Consider the following 19110-nt stretch of genomic DNA (forward strand, 5'->3'; position numbering starts at 1 on the left):
CTCCGCCTGATCACTCGGTGAGCCGCAGCGGCAGGTGGCGCGGGCCACGGGTGTTGGCTGGGCGCCAGCTCAGCTCCTCCTCGGGCACCGCCAGCTTGATCTCGCCGAAGCTGTCCAGCAGGGTGCCCAGCGCGACCTGCGCCTGCATCCTGGCCAGGTTCGCGCCCACGCAGAAGTGCGCGCCCCGGCCGAAGGCCAGGTGCGGGTCGCCCCTGCGGTGCACGTCGAAGGCGTCGGGGTCCGGGAAGTGGGCCGGGTCGTGGTCGGCTGCCCACAGCCCGAGCGAGACCACCTCGCCGCGCGGCACCAGCACCTCGCCGAACCGGATCTCCTCGGTGGTGAACCGCATCGAGCTGAACGCCACCGGACCGGCGTGCCGCAGGCACTCCTCCACGGTCGGGTTCAGCAGGCCGGGATCGGCGCGCAGCGCGGCCAGCTGCTCGGGGTTGCGCAGCAGTTCGAGCACCCCGCTGGCGATCAGGTTCGCGGTGGTCTCGTGCCCGGCGATCATCAGCAGGGAGAGCATCGAGCGCAGCTCGGCGGGGTCCTCGCCGCCCCGCTCGTCGTCGGCGGCCACCAACTGGCTGACCAGGTCCTCGGCCGGGGCCGCGCGCTTGGCCGCGATCAGCTCGCCGAAGTACTCGTCCATGGCGGCCATCGCGCGCTGGTAGGCGGCCACCGACTCGGCGTCCCCGTGGTCGAACACGATGGCCTGCGACCACTCCCGGAAGCGCTCACGGTCCTCGGCGGGGGCGCCGAGCAACTGGCAGATCATGGTGACGGACAGGGGAAAGGCGAACTCGTCGACCAGGTCGACCACCTCGCCCTGCCGGGATCGCTCACGCATGGCCGCCAGGAGGTCCCCGCACACCTGCCGGGCCCGCTCGCGCAACAGGTCCACGGTCCGCCCGGAGAAGCTCGGGTTGACCAGCCTGCGCAGCTGGCTGTGCTCCGGGGGGTCGGTGCTCAGCAGGGTCCTCGTCCTGCGCTGGACCAGGCTGCCGAACCGCTCCGGCAGCGCGCCCCGGTCCACCAGCTCCTGCTGGATCCGCGGGGCGGACATCACCAGCCGCGGGTCGCTCAGCGCCGCGGCCACCTCCTCGTACCGGGTGACCAGCCAGGACTCGATGCCGGTGACCAGTCTGCCCCGGTGCGCGGGACCCACCGCCGCGGCGCTCCCGCTCGCCGGACAGGCCCGCGCCGCGGGTAACAGCGGCTCCGGGACGCGGACCGGATCACCTGCCGAGGACGTGGCTGCCATGACCGATCACCTTCTCGTTCGCGCAGTTGTCGCAGGCGGCTGACGAGGTCAGTCAGGTTTGCGGGCGACCCCGGCCAGCACCGCGGCCTGCCAGGGCGACTCCTCGGCCAGTTGCAGCCGGTCCGGGCGCCAGTCCGGGGTGTACACCAGGCCGGGCGGCACGAGTTCCATGCCGTCGAACAGGGAGAGGATCCACTCCGGGCTGCGGGCGGTGGCCGAGCTGGTCAGTGTCTTGGTCATCTTCAGCACGTCGGCGAGCTTCATCTTGTCCCGCTCGTGCGGGCCCAGGGTCGCGTGCGAGAGCACGAACATGCTGCCGGGGGCGAGCACGTCCAGGTACCTGCGCGCGGTCTTGGCCGCCAGGTCGTCGTCGGGGATGTAGTACAGCGCGGCCGTGCTGATCACCGTGACGGGACGGGAGAAGTCCAGCAGCTCCTGGGTGACCGGGTGGCCCAGCACCTTGTCCACATCGCACATGTCGGCCTCGACGATGCCCGCCGTGGGCACCGTGGCCAGCAGCAACTCGCTGTGCGAGACCGCGACCCGCTCGTTGTCCACGTAGACCACTCGGCAGCGCGGGTCGGTGCGGTGCGCGATCTCGTGCACGCTCTGCGCGGTCGGGATTCCCGAGCCCAGGTCGAGGAACTGCCGCTGGCCCGCCTCGGCGCAGTACACCACCGCGCGGCGCAGGAAGGCCCGGTTGGACCTGGCCGCGGCGCGGATCCACGGCATCTTCTCGATGGCCTGCTCGGCCCAGTCCCGGTCCACGGCGAAGTTGCAGCCACCACCGAGCAGGTAGTCGTAGACGCGCGAAGGGCTGGCCCGGAACAGGTCCACGTCCTCGGGGATCCAGTCGGCGTTCTCACCTGCCAAGGCGCGACTCCGTTCCGGCGGCAGTGGCGACAGCCCATAGAGCCTACTCCCACGGTCGAGGGGGCAATGACGCTCGAAGTGACCAGTAAGCCGTTGCCACACAGCAAAGTTCACTCAAAGGTGTTGAACGGTGACTCGTCCGGTTCAGCTGGCTATACCCTGCTCACCTCGCTGCCAAGTCGATCTCAGAAGGGCCAGCTCCGTGAGATCCCTCCCCCTCCTGGCAACCTCCTTGTTCGCCGGGTGTGCGGTTGTCGCCGGAATGCTCGCCGCGCCCCAGCCCGCGTCGGCCACCGCACCCACGGTGACCTGCACCGAGGCCGATGTCCCGGTGACCGCGCTCGTGCTGCCCGCGACCATCCACGGTCAGCTGTGCGCACCGGAAGGCGTCACCGCCAAGAGCGTCCAGTTGTTGCTGCCGGGTGCAACCTTCAACCGCAAGTACTGGGACCTGCCGTACAAGCCGGACCAGTACTCCTACCAACGGGACATGGCCCGCAACGGGCTGGCCACCTTCGCCGTGGACCCGATCGGCATCGGCCAGAGCTCGCGCCCGCTCAGCGCGCTGGTCACCGGCGCCGGCCAGGCCTCCGCGATGCACCAGGTGATCTCGGCACTGCGCGCGGGCAAGGTGGGCGGCACCCGCTTCGGCAAGGTGCTCATCGGCGGGCACTCCGCGGGTTCCGCGCTGTCGATCATCGAGTCGGCCACCTACCACGACGTGGACGGCGTGCTGCTGACCGGCATGACCCACCTGCCGAACATGCCGGTCCTGCTCAAGGACGTGGCGGTCGGCCTGCAACCGGTGACCGTCGACCCGCTGTTGTCCAGCAGGGGCGGGGACCCCGGCTACCTGACCAGCAGGCCGGGCGAGCGCAACATCATGTACTTCAGTGCCTCCGACGTGGAGCCCGGTGTGGTCGCCGCCGACGAGCAGTACGCCAAGGACCAGGTGTCCGCGGTGAGCCTGGTGGAGATCATCGGTCTTGGCCTGGTCAGCCCGCTGTCCCGGTCCATCAGCGTGCCGGTGATGCTGGCCGACGGCGGCAACGACACGGGCTTCTGCGGTTTCCTGCGGGACTGCTCCAGCGCGCAGGCCCTGCGCGCCGGTGAGGCCCCGTACTTCAGTGACGCCGCCCAGTTGTCGGTGTTCGTGCTGCCCGGTGCCGGTCACGGCCTCGGGCTCGCGGAGAACGCCGCCGACTACCGCGCCGCCACCCTGAAGTGGCTGCACGAGCACGACTTCGCCTGAACTGGCATCCTCGTCCTGCCCCGGTCGACGCCCTGTCGGCCGGGGCAGGACACTGTTCGGGGGCGGTCGTGGCGATCTCGTTCGGCAGCACGGTGCTCGTGGCGTGCCGGACGCGGCCGCGGCGCTGGCCTCGATCACCGCCGCCGGGGTGCCGGTCGTGCAGGAGCTGCGCGAGGAACCGTTCGGGCAGCGGCACTTCTACCGCACCGACTCCTCGGGCACGCTGGTGAACGTGATCGAGAAGATCTGACCTCCGACGGTGTCGCCGCGCCCGCCCGCACCACTAGGGTCCGGGCATGGCCGATGATCCGCTCGCGAGCTTCGGGTACCGCCAGCAGCTCCGGCGTTCGCTGAGCCTGGGTGACCTGCTGGTGTACGGGCTGATCTTCATGGTGCCGATCGCGCCCTTCGGCATCTTCGGTGGTGTGTACCAGGAATCCGGCGGCATGGTCCCGCTCGCCTACGTCATTGGCGCGGTGGCCATGGTGTTCACCGCACGGTCGTACGCCGAGATGGCCAGCGCCTTCCCGATGGCCGGGTCGGTCTACACCTACGCGGGGCGCGGCATCTCGCCCTCGATCGGTTTCCTGGCCGGGTGGGCGATCTTCCTGGACTACGTGCTGGTCCCCGCGCTGCTGTACCTGGTCGCGGGCGCGGCGATGAGCTCCTTCGTGCCCGCCGTGCCGCCCTGGTTGTGGGTCATCGCCTTCGTACTGCTCAACACCCTCGTCAACTACCTGGGCATCCAGCTGACGGCGCGGGTCAACCGGATCGTGCTGGTCGCCGAGCTGGTCGTGCTGGCGCTGTTCCTCGGCTTCGGCCTGGTCGCGCTGCTCGGCGGGGCTGGCCAGGGGATTTCCGCACGACCGTTCTACGACCCCGCCACGTTCTCCTTGCCGGTGGTCTTCGGGGCGGTGTCGGTCGCGGTGCTGTCCTTCCTCGGCTTCGACGCGATCTCCACCCTGGCCGAGGAGAACCGCGGCTCGGCACGGCAGATCGGCCGCGCGATGATCGCCGCGCTGGTGCTGGCCGCCGCGTTGTTCGTGGCGCAGACCTGGGTCGCCGCGCTGCTGGTGCCCGACCCCACACGCCTGCTGCGGGACGGGGACCCGGCGAGCACGGCGTTCTACGACACCGCTGCCGCCGCGGCCGGGCCATGGCTGGGCGTGCTCACCGCGCTGTCCACCGCCATCGCCTGGGGCTTCGCCTGCTCGCTGGTGGCCCAGGCGGCCACCGCCCGCCTGCTGTTCGCCATGGCCAGGGACCGCCAGCTGCCCGGGTTCCTGGCCAGGGTGGACCGGCGCAGGCAGTCGCCCGCGAACGCGACCTTCCTGGTGGCGGCGGTGTCGCTGGCCGTCGGGGTGCCGTTGGCCCTGTCCGGGGACGGTGTGCCGCTGCTGACCTCGCTGGTCAACTTCGGCGCCCTGGTGGCCTTCCTGGTCCTGCACGTCTCGGTGGTGGTGCACCACGTGATCCGCGGGCGCAGCAGGCACTGGGTACGGCACCTGGTCATCCCGCTGATCGGGTTCGCCGTGCTGCTGTACGTGATCGTCAACGCCAAGGCTGCCGCCCGCGAGCTCGGCCTCGGCTGGCTGGCCGTGGGCGCCGTGGTGCTGCTTGTCGCGCACATCGCGGGCCGCAGCCCCCGTCTGTCCGGACTGTCCGAGGAGCCTGAGTGATCATCGACTACCGCCCCGAGCCCACCGAGCTGGCCTACACCTTCGGCGGGGTCGCTCCCGTGCTGAGCCTGCGACCGGGCCAGTTGCTGCGGGTCCGCACCGAGGACTGCTTCGGGGGCCGGGTGCGCTCGGTCGAGGACCTGCCCTCACAGGTGTGCGAATTCCCTTACCTGAACCCGGTTTCCGGTCCGTTCTACGTGGAGACCGCCGAGCCGGGGGACACCCTGGCCGTGCACTTCGCCGCCATCGAGCCGGCCCGCGACTGGGCCGTGTCCACGACCTTCCCGCACTTCGGCGCGCTCACCACCACGCACACCACCGCGATGCTGCACGAGCCGCTGGAGGAACTGGTGTGGCGCTACGAGGTGGACCGGGAGCGCCGCACCGTGCGCTACCGGGCCCTGCGCAGCGAGTTCACCGTGGACCTGCCGCTGGAACCCATGCACGGCACCGTGGGCGTGGCGCCCGCCGCCTTCGAGGCGCGCATGACGATCACCCCGGACGCGCACGGCGGCAACATGGACACCCCCGAACTGCGCGCCGGGGTCACCGCCTACTTCGGGGTCAACGTGCCGGGCGCGCTGCTCGCCCTGGGCGACGGGCACTGCCGCCAGGGGCACGGCGAGGTGTGCGGGACCGCGGTGGAGGCCGCCATGGACACGGTGATCGCGGTCGAGGTGATCAAGGGCGTGAGCACCCCGTGGCCCAGGATCGAGGACGACCGTTCGATCATGTCCACCGGCTCGGCCCGTCCGCTGGAGGACGCGTACCGGATCAGCCAGCACGACCTGGTCGGCTGGGTCGGCGAGCTGACCGGCCTGCACCCGATGGACGCCTACCAGCTGGTCAGCCAGGCGGGGCAGGCGCCGGTGGGCAACGTCTGCGACAGCAACTACACGATGGTCGCCAAGCTGGCCAAGCAGCACCTCGGGGAGGTCTCGCCCTACGGCGGCGCGCACCGGCGGCTGCGTGCGGTGGCCGCCGCGTAGTCGGGAGTGCTGGGTAGTTTGGTGCCGTGAGTAGTACGAACGAGAGTGCGCTGGTCCGGCCGCTGCCACGGCCCTCGGCGGAGCGGGCGCTGGTGTGCGTCGGCTACAGCGGTGGCGGCACCGCGCCGTTCCGGCGCTGGGCCCGGGTCCTGCCCGAGAACACCGAGCTGGTGCTGATCTGCCATCCGGGCCGTGAGTCCCGGTTCGCCGAGCCCTTCGCCACCACCTGGGAGGAGCTGTGCGCACCGATCGTGCGTGCGCTGCACGAACAAGTTGACCGACCGTTCGTGCTGTTCGGGCACAGCATGGGCGCCGCCGTGGCCTTCGACGTGGCGGTCCGCATGGAACGGGCCGGTCTGCGCGGGCCCAGCGCCGTGGTGGCCTCCGCCAGCGAGGCGCCCACCGACTGGGCGGTCAAGCTGCACCGGCCGCCCGCCCTGTCGCAGACCGACGCCGAGCTGCTGGAGTGGATGAGCACCGTGGGCCAGCTGTCCCCGGAACTGCTCGCCGAGCCCGAGCTGGTGCAGATTGCCCTGGAGTTGCTGCGCGCCGACCTGACCGTCAGCGCCGACTACCGCTACGAGCCCGGCACGACCGTTCGTGCGCCGTTGCAGGTGCTGTACGGCAGCCAGGACGGTGCGGACGCCGCCGCCCAGGCCAAGCGCTGGTCCGTGCTGGGCGCCGGGCCGGTCACCGTGACCGAGCTGGCCGGTGGCCACTTCTACACGCCCGAGGTCTGGGACCGCCTGCCCGAGCGGTTCGTGTCGCTGGGATAGGCGTGGCGGCGGGGCTGCCCACAACGACACGACGGCGGGCCGCTGGCTGCGGTCCGCCGTCGTGCGGGTTGTAGATCAACGTTGTGTTGGCCGAGATCCGGTGGGCACGGCGGGGGTTCGCGCCGACTGGAAGGCTCGACCGCCTCCCCTAGTGGTGCCCGGTCACCTCCCCGCCGGCGGTGCCCCGCCGGCCATCATGTCGGCGTACTGGACCGCGGGCTGCGGGCTGACCCGCGCGAACTGCCCGTCGACGGGGCGAGTCCGATCAGTCGTCGCGGCGTGTTCCCGGTACGCGTTGTACAGCGCCCCGCCGGAGTGCAGTGCCTTCTCGGCGTGGAAGGCGAAATCCCTCGACGGGGGCTTCGCCCCACTCTCCACCTTGGAGACGTATGAGCGGTCGTAGCCCATCCGTCGTGCCAACGTGGTCCTCGACAGTCCCCGCAGCGTCCGCCATCGCTTGAGCTCCCCAGCGAAGACGTTCGCGGCGGCATCGGCGTCATCCGCCGTGTAGTGGTCTGTCGCCATTGTCACCTCCCCAGAATTGACCGTGGAGGCGTCACAGTACTCCCTGAGCAACCGCTCAGTATACAGTTTTGGACATACCAATCCGTGCCAAGAATTCACGCTCGGGCACGCCCGTGCAGGTACTAGTGCGCGCCGACGCGCTCGCGGTGCTGCAGGATCGCGGCGGCGGCGGTGCGGAACAGCAGGCCCGCCGCCTCCTCGTCGCGGTCCGCGCTGCCGGTGGCCAACCAGGTGAGCACCCCGTTGACGACCAGCTCGGTGACCACCTTGGCCAGCCAGGAGCGCAGCACGGGATCGGTCACCGACTGGCCCAGCGCCCGGTCGGCCAGCTGCACGGACTGGCTCATCAGCTCGTTGGCGTGCTCGGCGAACTCCGGCTCGCGCACCGCGTGCCGGAACAGCAGTGTGAAGCCGTCGGGGTCGTTGCGCGCGGCCCTGAACAGGGCGCGCAGCCCCTCCTCGGTGTCGTAGCCGATGCCCGCGGTGGCCACCAGCTGCTCCCAGGTGTTGTCCAGCGCGCTGCGATAGAGCTCCCGCTTGGTGGGGTAGTGGCGGTACAGGATGATCTTCGTGACCCCGGCCTCGGTGGCCAGGTCCTCCATCGAGGTGCCCACGTAGCCGCCACGCGCGAAGGCCCGCGCCGCGGCCTGCCTGATGCTGGCCGCACGCTCCCTGCGGGGCAGCAGCCTTCGGCCCGCCCCGGTCTCCTGGTCGTGCATGGCCGCACTCCGATCGCCTCGGGCAGTCCCACCGCTACCCTGCGTGTCTATACCAATGTGAGTCAATTTCGCAACCGGGTCACGCGTGACCGGGTTCGGGCAGCAGGGCGTCCACGAGGTCACTCACGGTGGGCAGCACCTCCGCCGGACAGCCCATGTAGACGTGCAGTGCCCGCTGGTAGCTCGCGCCGAGCAGCAACAGCGCGGCGGTGCGCGAGTCCAGTCCCGGCCGGAGCCTGCCCGCCTCGATCTCCGCCGACAGGTGCTCGGTGATCCGGTCCAGTGCGGACAGCGGGGCCTGGCAGTACTGCCTGCCGCCCTCCGCCATGCGCCTGCGCAACTCGCCGTCGGCCTGCACGGCGGTGAGCACCGGCAGTGACCGTGCGTAGTGCTCCTCCAGCGTGGTGCACAGCGCGATCAGCCCCTCGCGCAACGACCCGCCGGTGGACCGCAACTCCGCCAACTCCGGGGTCTGCGCGCGCACCACGGCCTGCAACAACTCGTGCTTGTCGCCGAAGTGGTAGAAGATGCTGGATTCGGCGACTCCCGCACGGCGAGCCACTTCCTTCGTGCTCAGTCGTGCGATTCCGTCCACGCGCAGTATCTCCGCGGTCGCCGCGAGCACAGCCTCCCGAACACCGGTGCTCGGACGGCCCCGTTGTCTGACCACGGCAGCGGCTTCGGTGCCCGCTGGGGGACCAGCAGGACCCTGCCGCTGCGTCATGTGGTGTCCGCCACTTTCTCCGTGAATCGTGTGTGGTTCTCGCACGTCAAGTGTAGCGGTGGAGGGGTACCCGCTTTCTGCGGTGAATGGCGTACGGGCTTTCCACACTTCACACACGAGCTCCGGTGAACTGTCTGTTAATCGCACACCGTGGCGAGGTCACGGGAATCACTGTCACCAGCGGTCCACGTCCAGCACGAATCCGCTGTGTACGGCGGTGATGCCACCGTCCACCGGCAGCACCGCGCCGGTGATCCAGGCGGCGTCGGAGGAGGCGAGGAAGGCCACCGCCGCGGCGATGTCCTCGGGCTCGCCGACCCGGCCCATCGGGTAGTGCCTGGCCACCCGGTCCAGGGCCGAGGCCTTGTTCTCGTCCGAGGTCCACGACCTGGTGCGCACCGTACCCGGCGCGACCAGGTTGAAGCGCACCCCAGGGCCGCCCTGCCCCCTGGCCCGCAGCGCCTGCGGCCCGTAGCGGCCCGCCATGTTCTGGGTGAGGCTCTGCAGGCCCGCCTTGGCCGCCGAGTACGCGGGATCGCCGAAGGCCATCAGCCCGTTCACCGAGCCGATCGACACCACCGACCCGCCCGCGGGGTTGGCCAGCAGGTGCGGCAGGGCGGCCTGGATGCAGCGCACCGCCCCGGTCAGCGTCGGATCCACGCTGCGCTGCCACACCTCGTCGTCGGTCTGCTCGAACGGGGTGAGCACGCACACGCCCACGTTGTTCACCAGCACGTCCAGTCGCCCGTACCGGTGGAGCACGGTGGCGAACGCGGCGTCCACCGAGGACCGGTCGCCCACGTCGCAGGTGATCGCCAGCCCGCCGACCTGCGCCGCGACCGACTCCGCCACCGCGCCGTCCAGGTCGGCGACCGCCACGACGGCGCCCTCCTCGGCGAGCCGGCGCACGATCGCCAGACCAATGCCGTGCGCACCGCCGGTCACCACCGCGACCTCGTCCTCGAACCGCCGCACCACGCCTCCTCTGTGTCAGGTCCTGCTCGCAGGCTACGGCGGGGCGTCCACGGCACTCGGGTTGTTTAGGCAAAAATGCTGGTACGACAAGGAAAGCGACGCGCTATCGGCAGGGTGTCGCAATTGTGTCGCCGTAGGGGCACGTCCGGCCGCCCCAGGGGCGCGGTTAGATGTCTCGTCAACTTCCTTGCTCATTTGGAGTAGTGAAACCAACCGTTTGGTGTCTCCTGGCGGGCTATTGGCCCCCTCATCGGTACCAATGCGCTGCTCCAACTGGGTGGCAGTCGCAACGTGAATGCTACTTCGCGTCTTTTTTCGTCACCGGATCGAGGGAGTAACGACTTCTTTTTCACGATCACAAAGAACGCGATGGCGCCACCCCTTCGAGTGACTGTACGAGCTTTGAACCCGGGTGCTAGCTTCCTGTTGCTGGCAGCTGAACTTGACTCACAAACCGACGGAGGGCAATTTAGGCCCAATTCGTCGGTTTGCTCATGCCCTCGAAATTAATACGTGGCAGCGCGGACACACGTAGTTCTTCTCGTGTTTGCGTTCCTCCAGCATGCACGAAATCGCCCGCCCCTGGATCACATCGGATAGGAGCTGTTGGTCGTGACGGAGACCTTGGAACCGGGTGTCGGCACCGAGAGTCAGTCCCAGCTGAGCCTGGGGACCGCCGCCGCGCGGAACCTGTCGACCACCACCAAGTCGGTCCCCCAGATGCAGGGGATCACCTCGCGCTGGCTGCTGCGGGTGCTGCCCTGGGTGCAGGTCAACGGTGGCGTGTACCGGGTGAACCGGCGGCTGAGCTACACGGTGGGTGACGGGCGCATCGAGTTCGTGGCCACCGGCGCCGAAGTGCGGGTGATCCCCGCCGAGCTGGGCGAGCTGTCGATCCTGCGCGGCTTCGAGGACATGGCGGTGCTGACCGCGCTGGCCGGGCGGTTCACCCAGCGCGAGTTCAGCGCGGGGGAGACCATCGTGGCGGCCGGGCAGGCCGCCGACCAGGTCGTGCTGATCGCGCACGGCAAGGTCAGCAAGGTCGGTGCGGGCAAGTACGGGGACGAGACCGTGCTGGGCACCCTGGCCGACGGGGACTACTTCGGCGACCGCAACCTGGTGGAGACCGAGGGGGCGTGGGAGTTCACCGCGAAGGCGGCGACCAGCACCACCGTGCTGACCCTGTCCCGCGCGGCGTTCCAGGAGGTGTCCACCTCCTCCGAGGCGCTGCGTGAGCAGCTGGTGATGTTCCAGGCCAACGCCGCGCTGGGCACCGACGAGCACGGCGAGGCCTCGATCGAGATGTCGGCGGGCCACACCGGTGAGCCGGACCTGCCGGGCACCTTCGTGGACTACGACTCCGCGCCGCGGGAGTACGAGCTGTCGGTGGCGCAGACGGTGCTGCGGGTGCACTCGAGGGTGGCCGATCTCTACAACGAGCCGATGAACCAGACCGAGCAGCAGTTGCGGCTGACCATCGAGGCCCTGCGCGAGCGCCAGGAGCACGAGATGGTCAACAGCCGGGACTTCGGGCTGTTGCACAACGCCGACTTCAGCCAGCGCATCCCCACCCGGTCCGGCCCGCCCACCCCCGACGACATGGACGAGCTGCTGTCCAAGGTGTGGAAGGACCCCTCGGTCTTCCTCGCCCACCCCAAGACCATCGCGGCCTTCGGTGCGGAGTGCACCCGGATGGGCCTGTACCCGCAGAACATCGACTTCAACGGCCACCAGGTGCCCGCGTGGCGCGGCATCCCGCTGTTGCCGTGCAACAAGATCCCGGTCACCGAGCAGGCCACCTCCTCGATCATCCTGATGCGGACCGGTCAGGAGAGCCAGGGCGTGATCGGCCTGCAGCCCACCGCGATCCCCGACGAGTACAAGCCGGGGCTTTCCGTGCGGTTCATGGGGATCAGCGAGAAGGCGATCATCTCCTACCTGGTCAGCGCCTACTTCTCGGCCGCCGTGCTGGTGCCCGACGCGCTGGCGATCCTGGAGGACGTCGAACTGGGCCGCGCCAACTAGCAGGGAGGGGTGGGCGCAGGCCATGCAGCCCTTTGAGTTGCCGACTTTCTACATGCCCCACCCGGCCAGGTTGAACCCGCACCTGGAGGGGGCCCGCGTGCACACCAAGGCGTGGGCGCGGGAGTTCGGGATGATCGAGGGCTCGAACGTCTGGGACGAGCGACAGTTCGACGGCATGGACTACGCGCTGCTCTGCGCCTACACCCATCCCGAGTGCGATCAGGAGATGCTCGACCTGATCACCGACTGGTACGTCTGGGTCTTCTTCTTCGACGACCACTTCCTCGAGGTCTTCAAGCGCACCAAGGACCAGCCCGGCGCCAAGGCGTACCTGGACCGGCTCTCGCTGTTCATGCCGCACTCCGGTCCGATCACCGAGAAGCCGACCAACCAGGTCGAGGCGGGTCTTGAGGACCTGTGGAACCGGACCATCCCCAGGATGTCCGATGCCTGGCGGCAGCGGTTCATCGTGAGCACGGAGAACCTGCTCAAGGACTGCGTCTGGGAGCTGGCCAACATCGTCGAGGGGCGGGTGGCCAACCCCATCGAGTACATCGAGATGCGCCGCAAGGTCGGCGGCGCGCCCTGGTCGGCGGACCTGGTCGAGGTGGCCACCGAGGCGGAGGTGCCCGCCTCGGTGGCGCACAGCCGACCGCTGCGCGTGCTCAAGGAGACCTTCTCCGACGGGGTGCACCTGCGCAACGACCTGTTCTCCTATCAGCGCGAGGTGGAGGACGAGGGCGAGAACGCCAACGCGGTGCTGGTGCTCAAGGAGTTCCTCGGCTACGACACCCAGCGGGCCGCCGACGCGGTCAACGACATGATCACCTCGCGGCTGCACCAGTTCGAGAACACCTTCTTCACCGAGCTGCCGCTGCTGTGCGAGGAGAACGGGCTGGACCCCGCCGAGCGGATGCGGGTGCTGGTCTACGCCAGGGGGTTGCAGGACTGGCAGTCCGGCGGCCACGAGTGGCACATGCGCTCCAACCGGTACATGAACGAGGGCGGCACGGCAGCGACCGCCAGCCCGTCCCTGGGCTCCTTCCTTGGTGGGCCCAGGGGTCTCGGCACCGCGACGGCCTCGATCGGCTCGCTCGTCGGGCTGGGCGGGTGATCCGATGAGTTCGTTCGACATGCCGGTGTTCGACATCCCGTTCGAGGCCAGGATGAGCCCGCACGTGGACCGGACCCGGCCCAGGGCCAAGCAGTGGGCTCGGGACACCGGGTTCTTCAGCCCGCAACCGGGCGCGAGGGGCTTTCCGGTCTGGACCGAGCAGACCTTCGACAGCCACGACTACGTGCTGTTCTCCGGTCTCGTCCTGCCCAGCGCCCCCGCCGAGTTGTTCGGCTTGGCCGCCGACTGGATCAGCTGGGGCTTCTTCCTCGACGACTACTTCCTGGCGGCGTTCGGCAGGAACAGGGACTACGCGGGCGCCAAGGCCTTCGTGGAACGGTTGCCCGCCTTCATGTCCGCGGCGGGCACGCCTGCCGCGGTGCCGACCAATCCGATCGAGCTGGGGTTGGCGGACCTGTGGACGCGCACCGCGCCCAGCATGTCCGCGAAGCAGCGCGAGCTGTTCTCCGCGGCCATCGTATCCACCGCCGAGAGCTTCCTGTGGGAGCTGCACAACCTGATACAGGGGCGGCTGCCCGATCCGGTCGATTTCGTGGAGATGCGGCGCAGGACCAGCTTCGGGGAGTTCGTGGTCGCGCTGACCCGGCTGCTGGTCGCTCCCGACCTGTCCGAGAAGGTGTTCGCCAGCAGGGCGATGGGCACGCTGGACGAGACCTGCATGGACGTGAACGCCCTCGGCAACGACATCATCTCCTACGACAACGAGATCCACCGCGAGGGTTCGACGAACAACCTCGTCCTGCTCACCCAGCAGTTCCTGGACTGCGAACTGCAACGGGCCGTGCACATCGTGCACGACCTCATGCGGCAACGGGTCGCGCAGTTCCAGCGGGTCGCCGAGCACGAACTGCCCGCGATGGCGGAGGACCTCGGGCTGGACAACAGGGCCCGCGAACTTCTCGATCAGTACGTGGACGCGCTGCGGGCCTTCACCGCGGGGGCCTTCCTCTGGCAGCACAACAACCCCCGTTATGCCGAGCCGTTGCCGGTGCCGCCGCCCGCGCCGAGTTCCGTTGCGGTGCCCCGGCCACCGGCCAGCCCGGACCTGCCCGTGCCGAAGGGCGACCAGGCGGGGGCCCCGGGCCGGGTCCGGCTCAACAGCCACAGGCACGTGCCCTTCCAGAAGGTCGGGCCCACCCCGCTGCCGAAGATCCACATGCCCTACCGGTTGCAGCTCAACCCGCACCTGGAGGCATCGCGGGCCGCGAGCATCGCCTGGGCGGGCGAGATGGGCTTCTACGACGCGGTGCCCGGAGTGCTGTCCGTTCCACTGTGGAGCGAGCGGGAGAACCGCGGCTTCGACTTCGCGCTGTGCTCGGCGGGCATCGACCCCGACTGCGGTCGCGAGGAGCTGGACCTGTCGGCGGAGTGGCTGACCTGGGGCACCTACGGCGACGACTACTACCCGGTGGTCTTCGGCGCGACGAGGAGGATCGATACCGGTATCGCGCAGACCAGGCGGCTGTCGGAGTTCATGCCGCTGGACTGCGTGCAGACCGCGGTTGCGACCAACCCCGTGGAGAAGGGGCTGGCCGACCTGTGGGTCCGCACGGCGGGACCGATGCCCGAGGGCAACCGGGTCAAGTTCCGCAACTCCATCGAGATGATGCTGGAGAGCTGGCTGTGGGAGCTGAACAACCAGTTCCAGCACCGCGTTCCGGACCCGGTGGACTACATCGAGATGCGCCGCAAGACCTTCGGCTCCGACCTCACCGAGAGCCTGGCCCGGTTGCGCCCGGACAACGTGCTGCCGGACGAGATCTTCGAGACCACGCCGATGCGGGAACTGCAGAACGCCGCCGAGGACTACGCGTGCTTCCTCAACGACATCTTCTCGTACCAGAAGGAGATGCAGTACGAGGGCGAGCTGCACAACATGGTCATCGTGGTGCAGGACTTCCTCAACACCGACCGGGACCACGCCGTGGCGATCGTCAACGACCTGATGACCTTGCGCATCAAGGAGTTCCAGCGGGTCGCCGACGAGGACCTGCCGGTCGTGGCCGAGGACTTCCAGCTGGACGACAGGCAGCGCGCCGGGTTGCGCAAGCACGTCGAGGAGCTCCAGGACTGGATGGCGGCGATCCTGCACTGGCACGTGAAGACCTCGCGCTACAAGGAACCGGAACTGAAGCTCAGGTACGAGCCCACCGACCTCCCCGTCCCCACCCCCAGCGGGCTCGGCACCGCCGCCGTCCGCATCCCCGCACTGACCGGAATGGAGTTCTGAGCCGTGACCGAGACGCTTGAGCCTGGTGTCGACACGGGACAGTCACCGCAGAGTCTCGGCACCGCCGCGGCGCGGAACCTGGCCACCACCACCAAGTCCGTGCCCCAGATGCAGGGCATCAGCCCGCGCTGGCTGCTGCACGCGCTGCCCTGGGAGGACATCAAGGGCGGCGCCTACCGGGTCAACCGCCGACTGACCTACTCCGTGGGTGACGGGCGCATCGAGTTCGTCGCCACCGGCTCGCAGGTCCGGGTGATCCCCGCCGAGCTGGGCGAGATCCCCGCGCTGCGCGGGTTCGACGACAGCCAGGTGCTCAGCGCGCTGGCCAACCGCTTCGTGCAGCGCGAGCTGTCCGCGGGCGAGACCCTCGCGGAGGCCGGGTCGGCGGTCGACCAGGTCGTGCTGATCGTGCACGGCCGGGTGACCAAGACCGGAGAAGGCAAGTACGGCAACGAGACCGCGCTCGGCGTGGTCGCCGACGGGGACTTCCTCGGTGACGGCGCGCTGGCCGCCGAGCAGCTGAACTGGTCGTTCACCGCGAAGGCGGACACCCGCTGCACCGTGCTCACCCTGTCCGCGCAGTCCTTCCGCGAGGTGGCCGAGCAGTCCGCCGAGCTGCGGGCACACCTGGAGCGCTTCCGCGCCGCGGGCTCGCAGTCGCAGAACAAGCACGGTGAGGCCGCGATCGACCTGGCCTCGGGCCACGTGGGCGAGCCGGACCTGCCGGGCACGTTCGTGGACTACGACGAGTTCCCGCGCGAGTACGAGCTCAGCCTCGCGCAGACGGTGCTGCGGGTGCACTCCCGGGTGGCCGATCTCTACAACGAGCCGATGAACCAGACCGAGCAGCAGTTGCGGCTGACGATCCAGGCGGTGCGCGAGCGCCAGGAGCACGAGCTGATCAACAACCGCGACTTCGGCCTGCTGCACAACGCCGACTTCAAGCAGCGCGTCCACCCGCGCTCGGGCCCGCCCACCCCCGACGACATGGACAACCTGCTCGCCCGCAGGCGCAAGACCGAGTTCTTCGTCGCCCACCCCAGGACGATCGCGGCCTTCCGCAAGCAGTGCAACCACCGCGGCATCCTGCCGCCCACCACGGCCTTCGAGGGCAGGCAGTTGCAGTCCTGGCGCGGGGTGCCGATCCTGCCCTGCGACAAGCTGCCGATCTCCAAGCACAACACCTCCTCGATCATCGCCATGCGTACCGGCGTGGACAGCGAGGGCGTGATCGGCCTGCGCCAGACCGGCCTGTCCGACGAGGTGGAGCCGGGGCTTTCCGTGCGGTTCATGGGGATCAGCGAGAAGGCGATCATCTCCTACCTGGTCAGCACCTACTACTCCGCCGCGGTGCTCGTGCCCGACGCGCTCGGCGTGCTCGAAGACGTCCAGATCGGTTCCTAGAGGGGAGATGGTCACCATTGACGTCATGACAAATGCCCGCTCCGCCAGGCAGTCCCTGGCCTGGAGCCGGGGACTGGTCGATCCGGCGCTGCGGGCGGCGGTGGACACGCTGCCCGCCTCGATGCGCCGGGTCGCCGGCTACCACTTCGGCTGGTGGGACGCCGACGGCACGCCGACCGGAGGTGATGGCGGCAAGGCGATCCGACCCACGCTGGTGCTGCTGGCGGCGGAGGCCGTCGGCGGTGGCGCGGCCGCCGCGGTGCCCGCCGCGGTGGCCGTGGAGCTGGTGCACAACTTCTCACTGCTGCACGACGACGTGATGGACGGTGACGTCAGCAGGCGTCACCGCCCCACGGCCTGGAGCGTGTTCGGGGTCAGCTCGGCGATCCTCGCCGGGGACGCGCTGCTGACCCTGGCCATCGACGTGCTCGTGGGCAGCGGGCACCCCGCCACCCAGGAGGGCGTGCGCATGCTGTCCGCCGCCGTGCAGGAACTGGTGGAGGGCCAGGCCGAGGACGTGTCCTTCGAGGACCGCTCCGACGTGGAGCTGCGCGAGGTCCTCACCATGGCGGGCAAGAAGACCGGCGCGCTGCTGGCGTGTTCCTGCGCGATCGGCGCGCTCTACGGCGGTGCCAGCACCGAGCGGGTCCGGCTGCTGCACGGGTTCGGTGAGAACCTCGGGCTGGCCTTCCAACTGGTCGACGACCTGCTCGGCATCTGGGGCGACACCCAGGTCACCGGCAAGCCGGTGCACTCGGACCTGAGCAGCCGCAAGAAGTCGCTGCCGGTGGTGGCCGCGCTGACCTCGGGCACGGTGGAGGCCGCCGAGCTTTCCGTGCTGTACCAACGGGATCAGCCACTGACCACGGCGGAACTGTCCCGTGCCGCCGAGTTGATCGAGCGGGCGGGCGGCCGGACGTGGAGCCAGGACCGGGCCGACCACCTGCTGGCCGAGGCCGTGCGCGTGCTCGGTGCGGCCGAGCCCTGTGACCGCGCGGCCGCCGAACTGGCCGCGCTGGCCAGGATGGCCACCCGTCGTGACCACTAGGAAGGCGAGGATGGCCGAGCCGAGGACCGTGCTGTTGGCCGGGCCCCGATCGTTCTGCGCCGGGGTGGAGCGGGCCATCGAGATCGTCGAGCGCGTGCTGGACCAGCGCGAGCCGCCGGTCTATGTGCGCAAGCAGATCGTGCACAACGTGCACGTGGTCGCCGATCTCGAAGCCCGTGGCGCGGTCTTCGTCGACGAGCTGGACGCGGTGCCCGACGGGGCGACCGTCGTGTTCTCCGCGCACGGCGTGTCGCCCGCGGTCCGGGACGAGGCACGAGGCCGCGGGCTGGAGGTCGTCGACGCGAGCTGCCCGCTGGTGACCAAGGTGCATGTGGAGGCACGCCGGTTCGCCGCCCGCGGGGACACCGTGCTGCTGATCGGGCACGCCGGGCACGAGGAGGTGGAGGGCACGCTCGGTGAGGCGCCGGAGCACACGATCCTGGTGCAGAACGCCGAGGAGGTCGCCACGCTGGAGGTGCCCGACCCGGAGCGGGTGTCCTACCTGACCCAGACCACGCTCGCCGTGGACGAGACCACCGAGGTGGTGGCCGCGCTGCGCGAGCGCTTCCCGGCGCTGCGCGCACCGGGCAGTGAGGACATCTGTTACGCCACGACGAACCGGCAGGAGGCGTTGACCGCGATCGCGGACGAGTCCGACCTGGTGCTCGTGGTCGGCTCGCGCAACTCCTCGAACTCGGTGCGGCTGGTGGAACTCGCGCAGCGCAGGGGAACCCCCGCCTACCTGATCGACGACACCGGGGACATCGACACCGAGTGGCTGGCCGGGGTGCGCACCGTGGGCCTGACCGCGGGCGCCTCCGCGCCGCCGCGACTGGTCGAGGAGGTCATCGACTACCTGCGCGGCTTCGGCCCGGTCACCGTGACCGAGCGGGAGGTCACCAGGGAGACCATCCACTTCGGAATGCCCTCGGTGCTGCGCACACCGCGTGCGTAGCCGACCCGGCCGGGGCCGTTCACCGCACCCCGGCCGGGTTGCCAGCCTCACCGAGGTAGGTCCCGTGCCCCCGCACGACCAGGTCCCCCTCGAAGACCAGCACCTCGCACACCAGCCTGCCCAGCTGGTTCCGGTAGTTGATCACCAGCGTGTGCAGGCCCAGGTAGACCCCGAGCACCTCGAAGTGCAGGTCCGGGATGCGCCGCAGGCCCTCGGCCCAGTACTCGCGCAGTTCGTCCTTGCCGGTGATCACGCCGCTGTCCCGGAACTGCGCCGCCACCGGTGAGGTGAACACCACGTCCTGCGCGAAGTGGCTCAGCACCCGCTCCAGGTCCCTGCTGTTCCACGCCTGGGCCCAGGACTGCGCGAAGGCCACTGCCTCGTTGTGCTCCATGGAGCCGATCATAGGTTTGGGCCGGGTCCGGTGGGGCTGCTCAGGACGCCGATCGTGCGTCACGCGTGCGGGCTTCCCGCCCACCGCCTCCTGCTCCCACCGGTCTAGCGCCCCGGGGCACTGCTCTGTCGGGATGCCCAGATCCT

General features: G+C 69.7%; 17 protein-coding genes and 1 pseudogene. 11 read left to right on the plus strand and 7 right to left on the minus strand.

The features are described 5' to 3' along the window. Nucleotides 1–10 precede the first annotated feature (10 nt). Both KALB_RS03340 and KALB_RS03345 read right to left on the minus strand, forming a co-directional pair. Complete coding sequence (locus KALB_RS03340) at nucleotides 11–1261, minus strand: cytochrome P450 family protein (protein WP_081789171.1); 1251 nt, start codon at nucleotides 1259–1261, stop codon at nucleotides 11–13. 48 nt (nucleotides 1262–1309) lie between these two features. Beyond that, nucleotides 1310–2134 carry an SAM-dependent methyltransferase gene (locus tag KALB_RS03345; protein WP_025354311.1) on the minus strand — a complete coding sequence of 275 codons (825 nt, stop codon included), beginning with the start codon at nucleotides 2132–2134 and terminating at the stop codon, nucleotides 1310–1312. A gap of 202 nt (nucleotides 2135–2336) precedes the next feature. On the opposite strand from KALB_RS03345, the gene KALB_RS03350 reads away from it, so the two are divergent. The 5 genes from KALB_RS03350 (at nucleotide 2337) to KALB_RS03370 (ending at nucleotide 6830) form a co-directional block, all read left to right on the plus strand. Further along, the gene (locus KALB_RS03350) at nucleotides 2337–3386 is read left to right on the plus strand and encodes an alpha/beta fold hydrolase (protein WP_030108807.1); all 1050 of its coding nucleotides are present in this window, start codon (nucleotides 2337–2339) and stop codon (nucleotides 3384–3386) included. Nucleotides 3387–3489: 103 nt separating this feature from the next. Next, a complete protein-coding gene (locus KALB_RS47430) occupies nucleotides 3490–3636 on the plus strand; it encodes a VOC family protein (protein WP_158510704.1) in 147 nt (48 codons plus the stop codon). A gap of 46 nt (nucleotides 3637–3682) precedes the next feature. Then, nucleotides 3683–5065: an APC family permease gene (locus KALB_RS03360; RefSeq protein ID WP_025354313.1), complete on the plus strand. Its 1383-nt coding sequence runs from the start codon at nucleotides 3683–3685 to the stop codon at nucleotides 5063–5065. Next, nucleotides 5062–6054 (plus strand): acetamidase/formamidase family protein, encoded by a 993-nt coding sequence (locus tag KALB_RS03365; protein ID WP_201771880.1) that lies wholly within the window; start codon nucleotides 5062–5064, stop codon nucleotides 6052–6054. The genes KALB_RS03360 and KALB_RS03365 overlap by 4 nt, the downstream gene beginning before the upstream one ends. Before the next feature lie 26 nt (nucleotides 6055–6080). Next, on the plus strand, nucleotides 6081–6830 hold the full coding sequence (locus tag KALB_RS03370; protein WP_025354315.1) for a thioesterase II family protein: 750 nt from the start codon (nucleotides 6081–6083) through the stop codon (nucleotides 6828–6830). Nucleotides 6831–6992: 162 nt separating this feature from the next. On the opposite strand, the gene KALB_RS03375 is transcribed toward KALB_RS03370, so the two are convergent. From KALB_RS03375 to KALB_RS03390, 4 genes are all read right to left on the minus strand, one after another. Continuing rightward, nucleotides 6993–7355: a helix-turn-helix domain-containing protein gene (locus KALB_RS03375; RefSeq protein ID WP_025354316.1), complete on the minus strand. Its 363-nt coding sequence runs from the start codon at nucleotides 7353–7355 to the stop codon at nucleotides 6993–6995. A gap of 122 nt (nucleotides 7356–7477) precedes the next feature. Then, nucleotides 7478–8074, minus strand: coding sequence for a TetR/AcrR family transcriptional regulator (locus tag KALB_RS03380; protein WP_025354317.1), 597 nt, complete (start codon nucleotides 8072–8074; stop codon nucleotides 7478–7480). Between the two features lie 79 nt (nucleotides 8075–8153). Beyond that, a complete protein-coding gene (locus KALB_RS03385; RefSeq protein ID WP_025354318.1) occupies nucleotides 8154–8744 on the minus strand; it encodes a TetR/AcrR family transcriptional regulator in 591 nt (196 codons plus the stop codon). 228 nt (nucleotides 8745–8972) lie between these two features. Beyond that, the gene (locus KALB_RS03390; RefSeq protein ID WP_025354319.1) at nucleotides 8973–9773 is read right to left on the minus strand and encodes an SDR family NAD(P)-dependent oxidoreductase; all 801 of its coding nucleotides are present in this window, start codon (nucleotides 9771–9773) and stop codon (nucleotides 8973–8975) included. 606 nt (nucleotides 9774–10379) lie between these two features. On the opposite strand from KALB_RS03390, the gene KALB_RS03395 reads away from it, so the two are divergent. The 6 genes and pseudogenes from KALB_RS03395 (at nucleotide 10380) to KALB_RS03420 (ending at nucleotide 18570) form a co-directional block, all read left to right on the plus strand. Continuing rightward, a complete protein-coding gene (locus KALB_RS03395; RefSeq protein WP_042220182.1) occupies nucleotides 10380–11798 on the plus strand; it encodes a family 2B encapsulin nanocompartment shell protein in 1419 nt (472 codons plus the stop codon). Between the two features lie 22 nt (nucleotides 11799–11820). Further along, a pseudogene (locus KALB_RS03400) lies at nucleotides 11821–12873 on the plus strand (terpene synthase family protein); the annotation flags it as partial. Between the two features lie 43 nt (nucleotides 12874–12916). Next, a complete protein-coding gene (locus KALB_RS03405; protein ID WP_025354322.1) occupies nucleotides 12917–15163 on the plus strand; it encodes a terpene synthase family protein in 2247 nt (748 codons plus the stop codon). Nucleotides 15164–15166: 3 nt separating this feature from the next. Further along, entirely contained in the window at nucleotides 15167–16567 is a 1401-nt protein-coding gene (locus KALB_RS03410) for a family 2B encapsulin nanocompartment shell protein (protein WP_025354323.1), read from the plus strand. 7 nt (nucleotides 16568–16574) lie between these two features. Next, the gene (locus tag KALB_RS03415; protein WP_025354324.1) at nucleotides 16575–17615 is read left to right on the plus strand and encodes a family 2 encapsulin nanocompartment cargo protein polyprenyl transferase; all 1041 of its coding nucleotides are present in this window, start codon (nucleotides 16575–16577) and stop codon (nucleotides 17613–17615) included. After that, on the plus strand, nucleotides 17605–18570 hold the full coding sequence (locus KALB_RS03420; RefSeq protein ID WP_338033847.1) for a 4-hydroxy-3-methylbut-2-enyl diphosphate reductase: 966 nt from the start codon (nucleotides 17605–17607) through the stop codon (nucleotides 18568–18570). The genes KALB_RS03415 and KALB_RS03420 overlap by 11 nt, the downstream gene beginning before the upstream one ends. Before the next feature lie 19 nt (nucleotides 18571–18589). Here the strand turns inward: KALB_RS03420 and KALB_RS03425 are convergent, their stop codons facing one another. After that, nucleotides 18590–18964: a nuclear transport factor 2 family protein gene (locus KALB_RS03425; protein ID WP_025354326.1), complete on the minus strand. Its 375-nt coding sequence runs from the start codon at nucleotides 18962–18964 to the stop codon at nucleotides 18590–18592. Nucleotides 18965–19110: the final 146 nt, after the last annotated feature.

The organism is Kutzneria viridogrisea DSM 43870, assembly GCF_000525635.1.
Taxonomy (GTDB): Bacteria; Actinomycetota; Actinomycetes; order Mycobacteriales; family Pseudonocardiaceae; genus Kutzneria; species Kutzneria viridogrisea.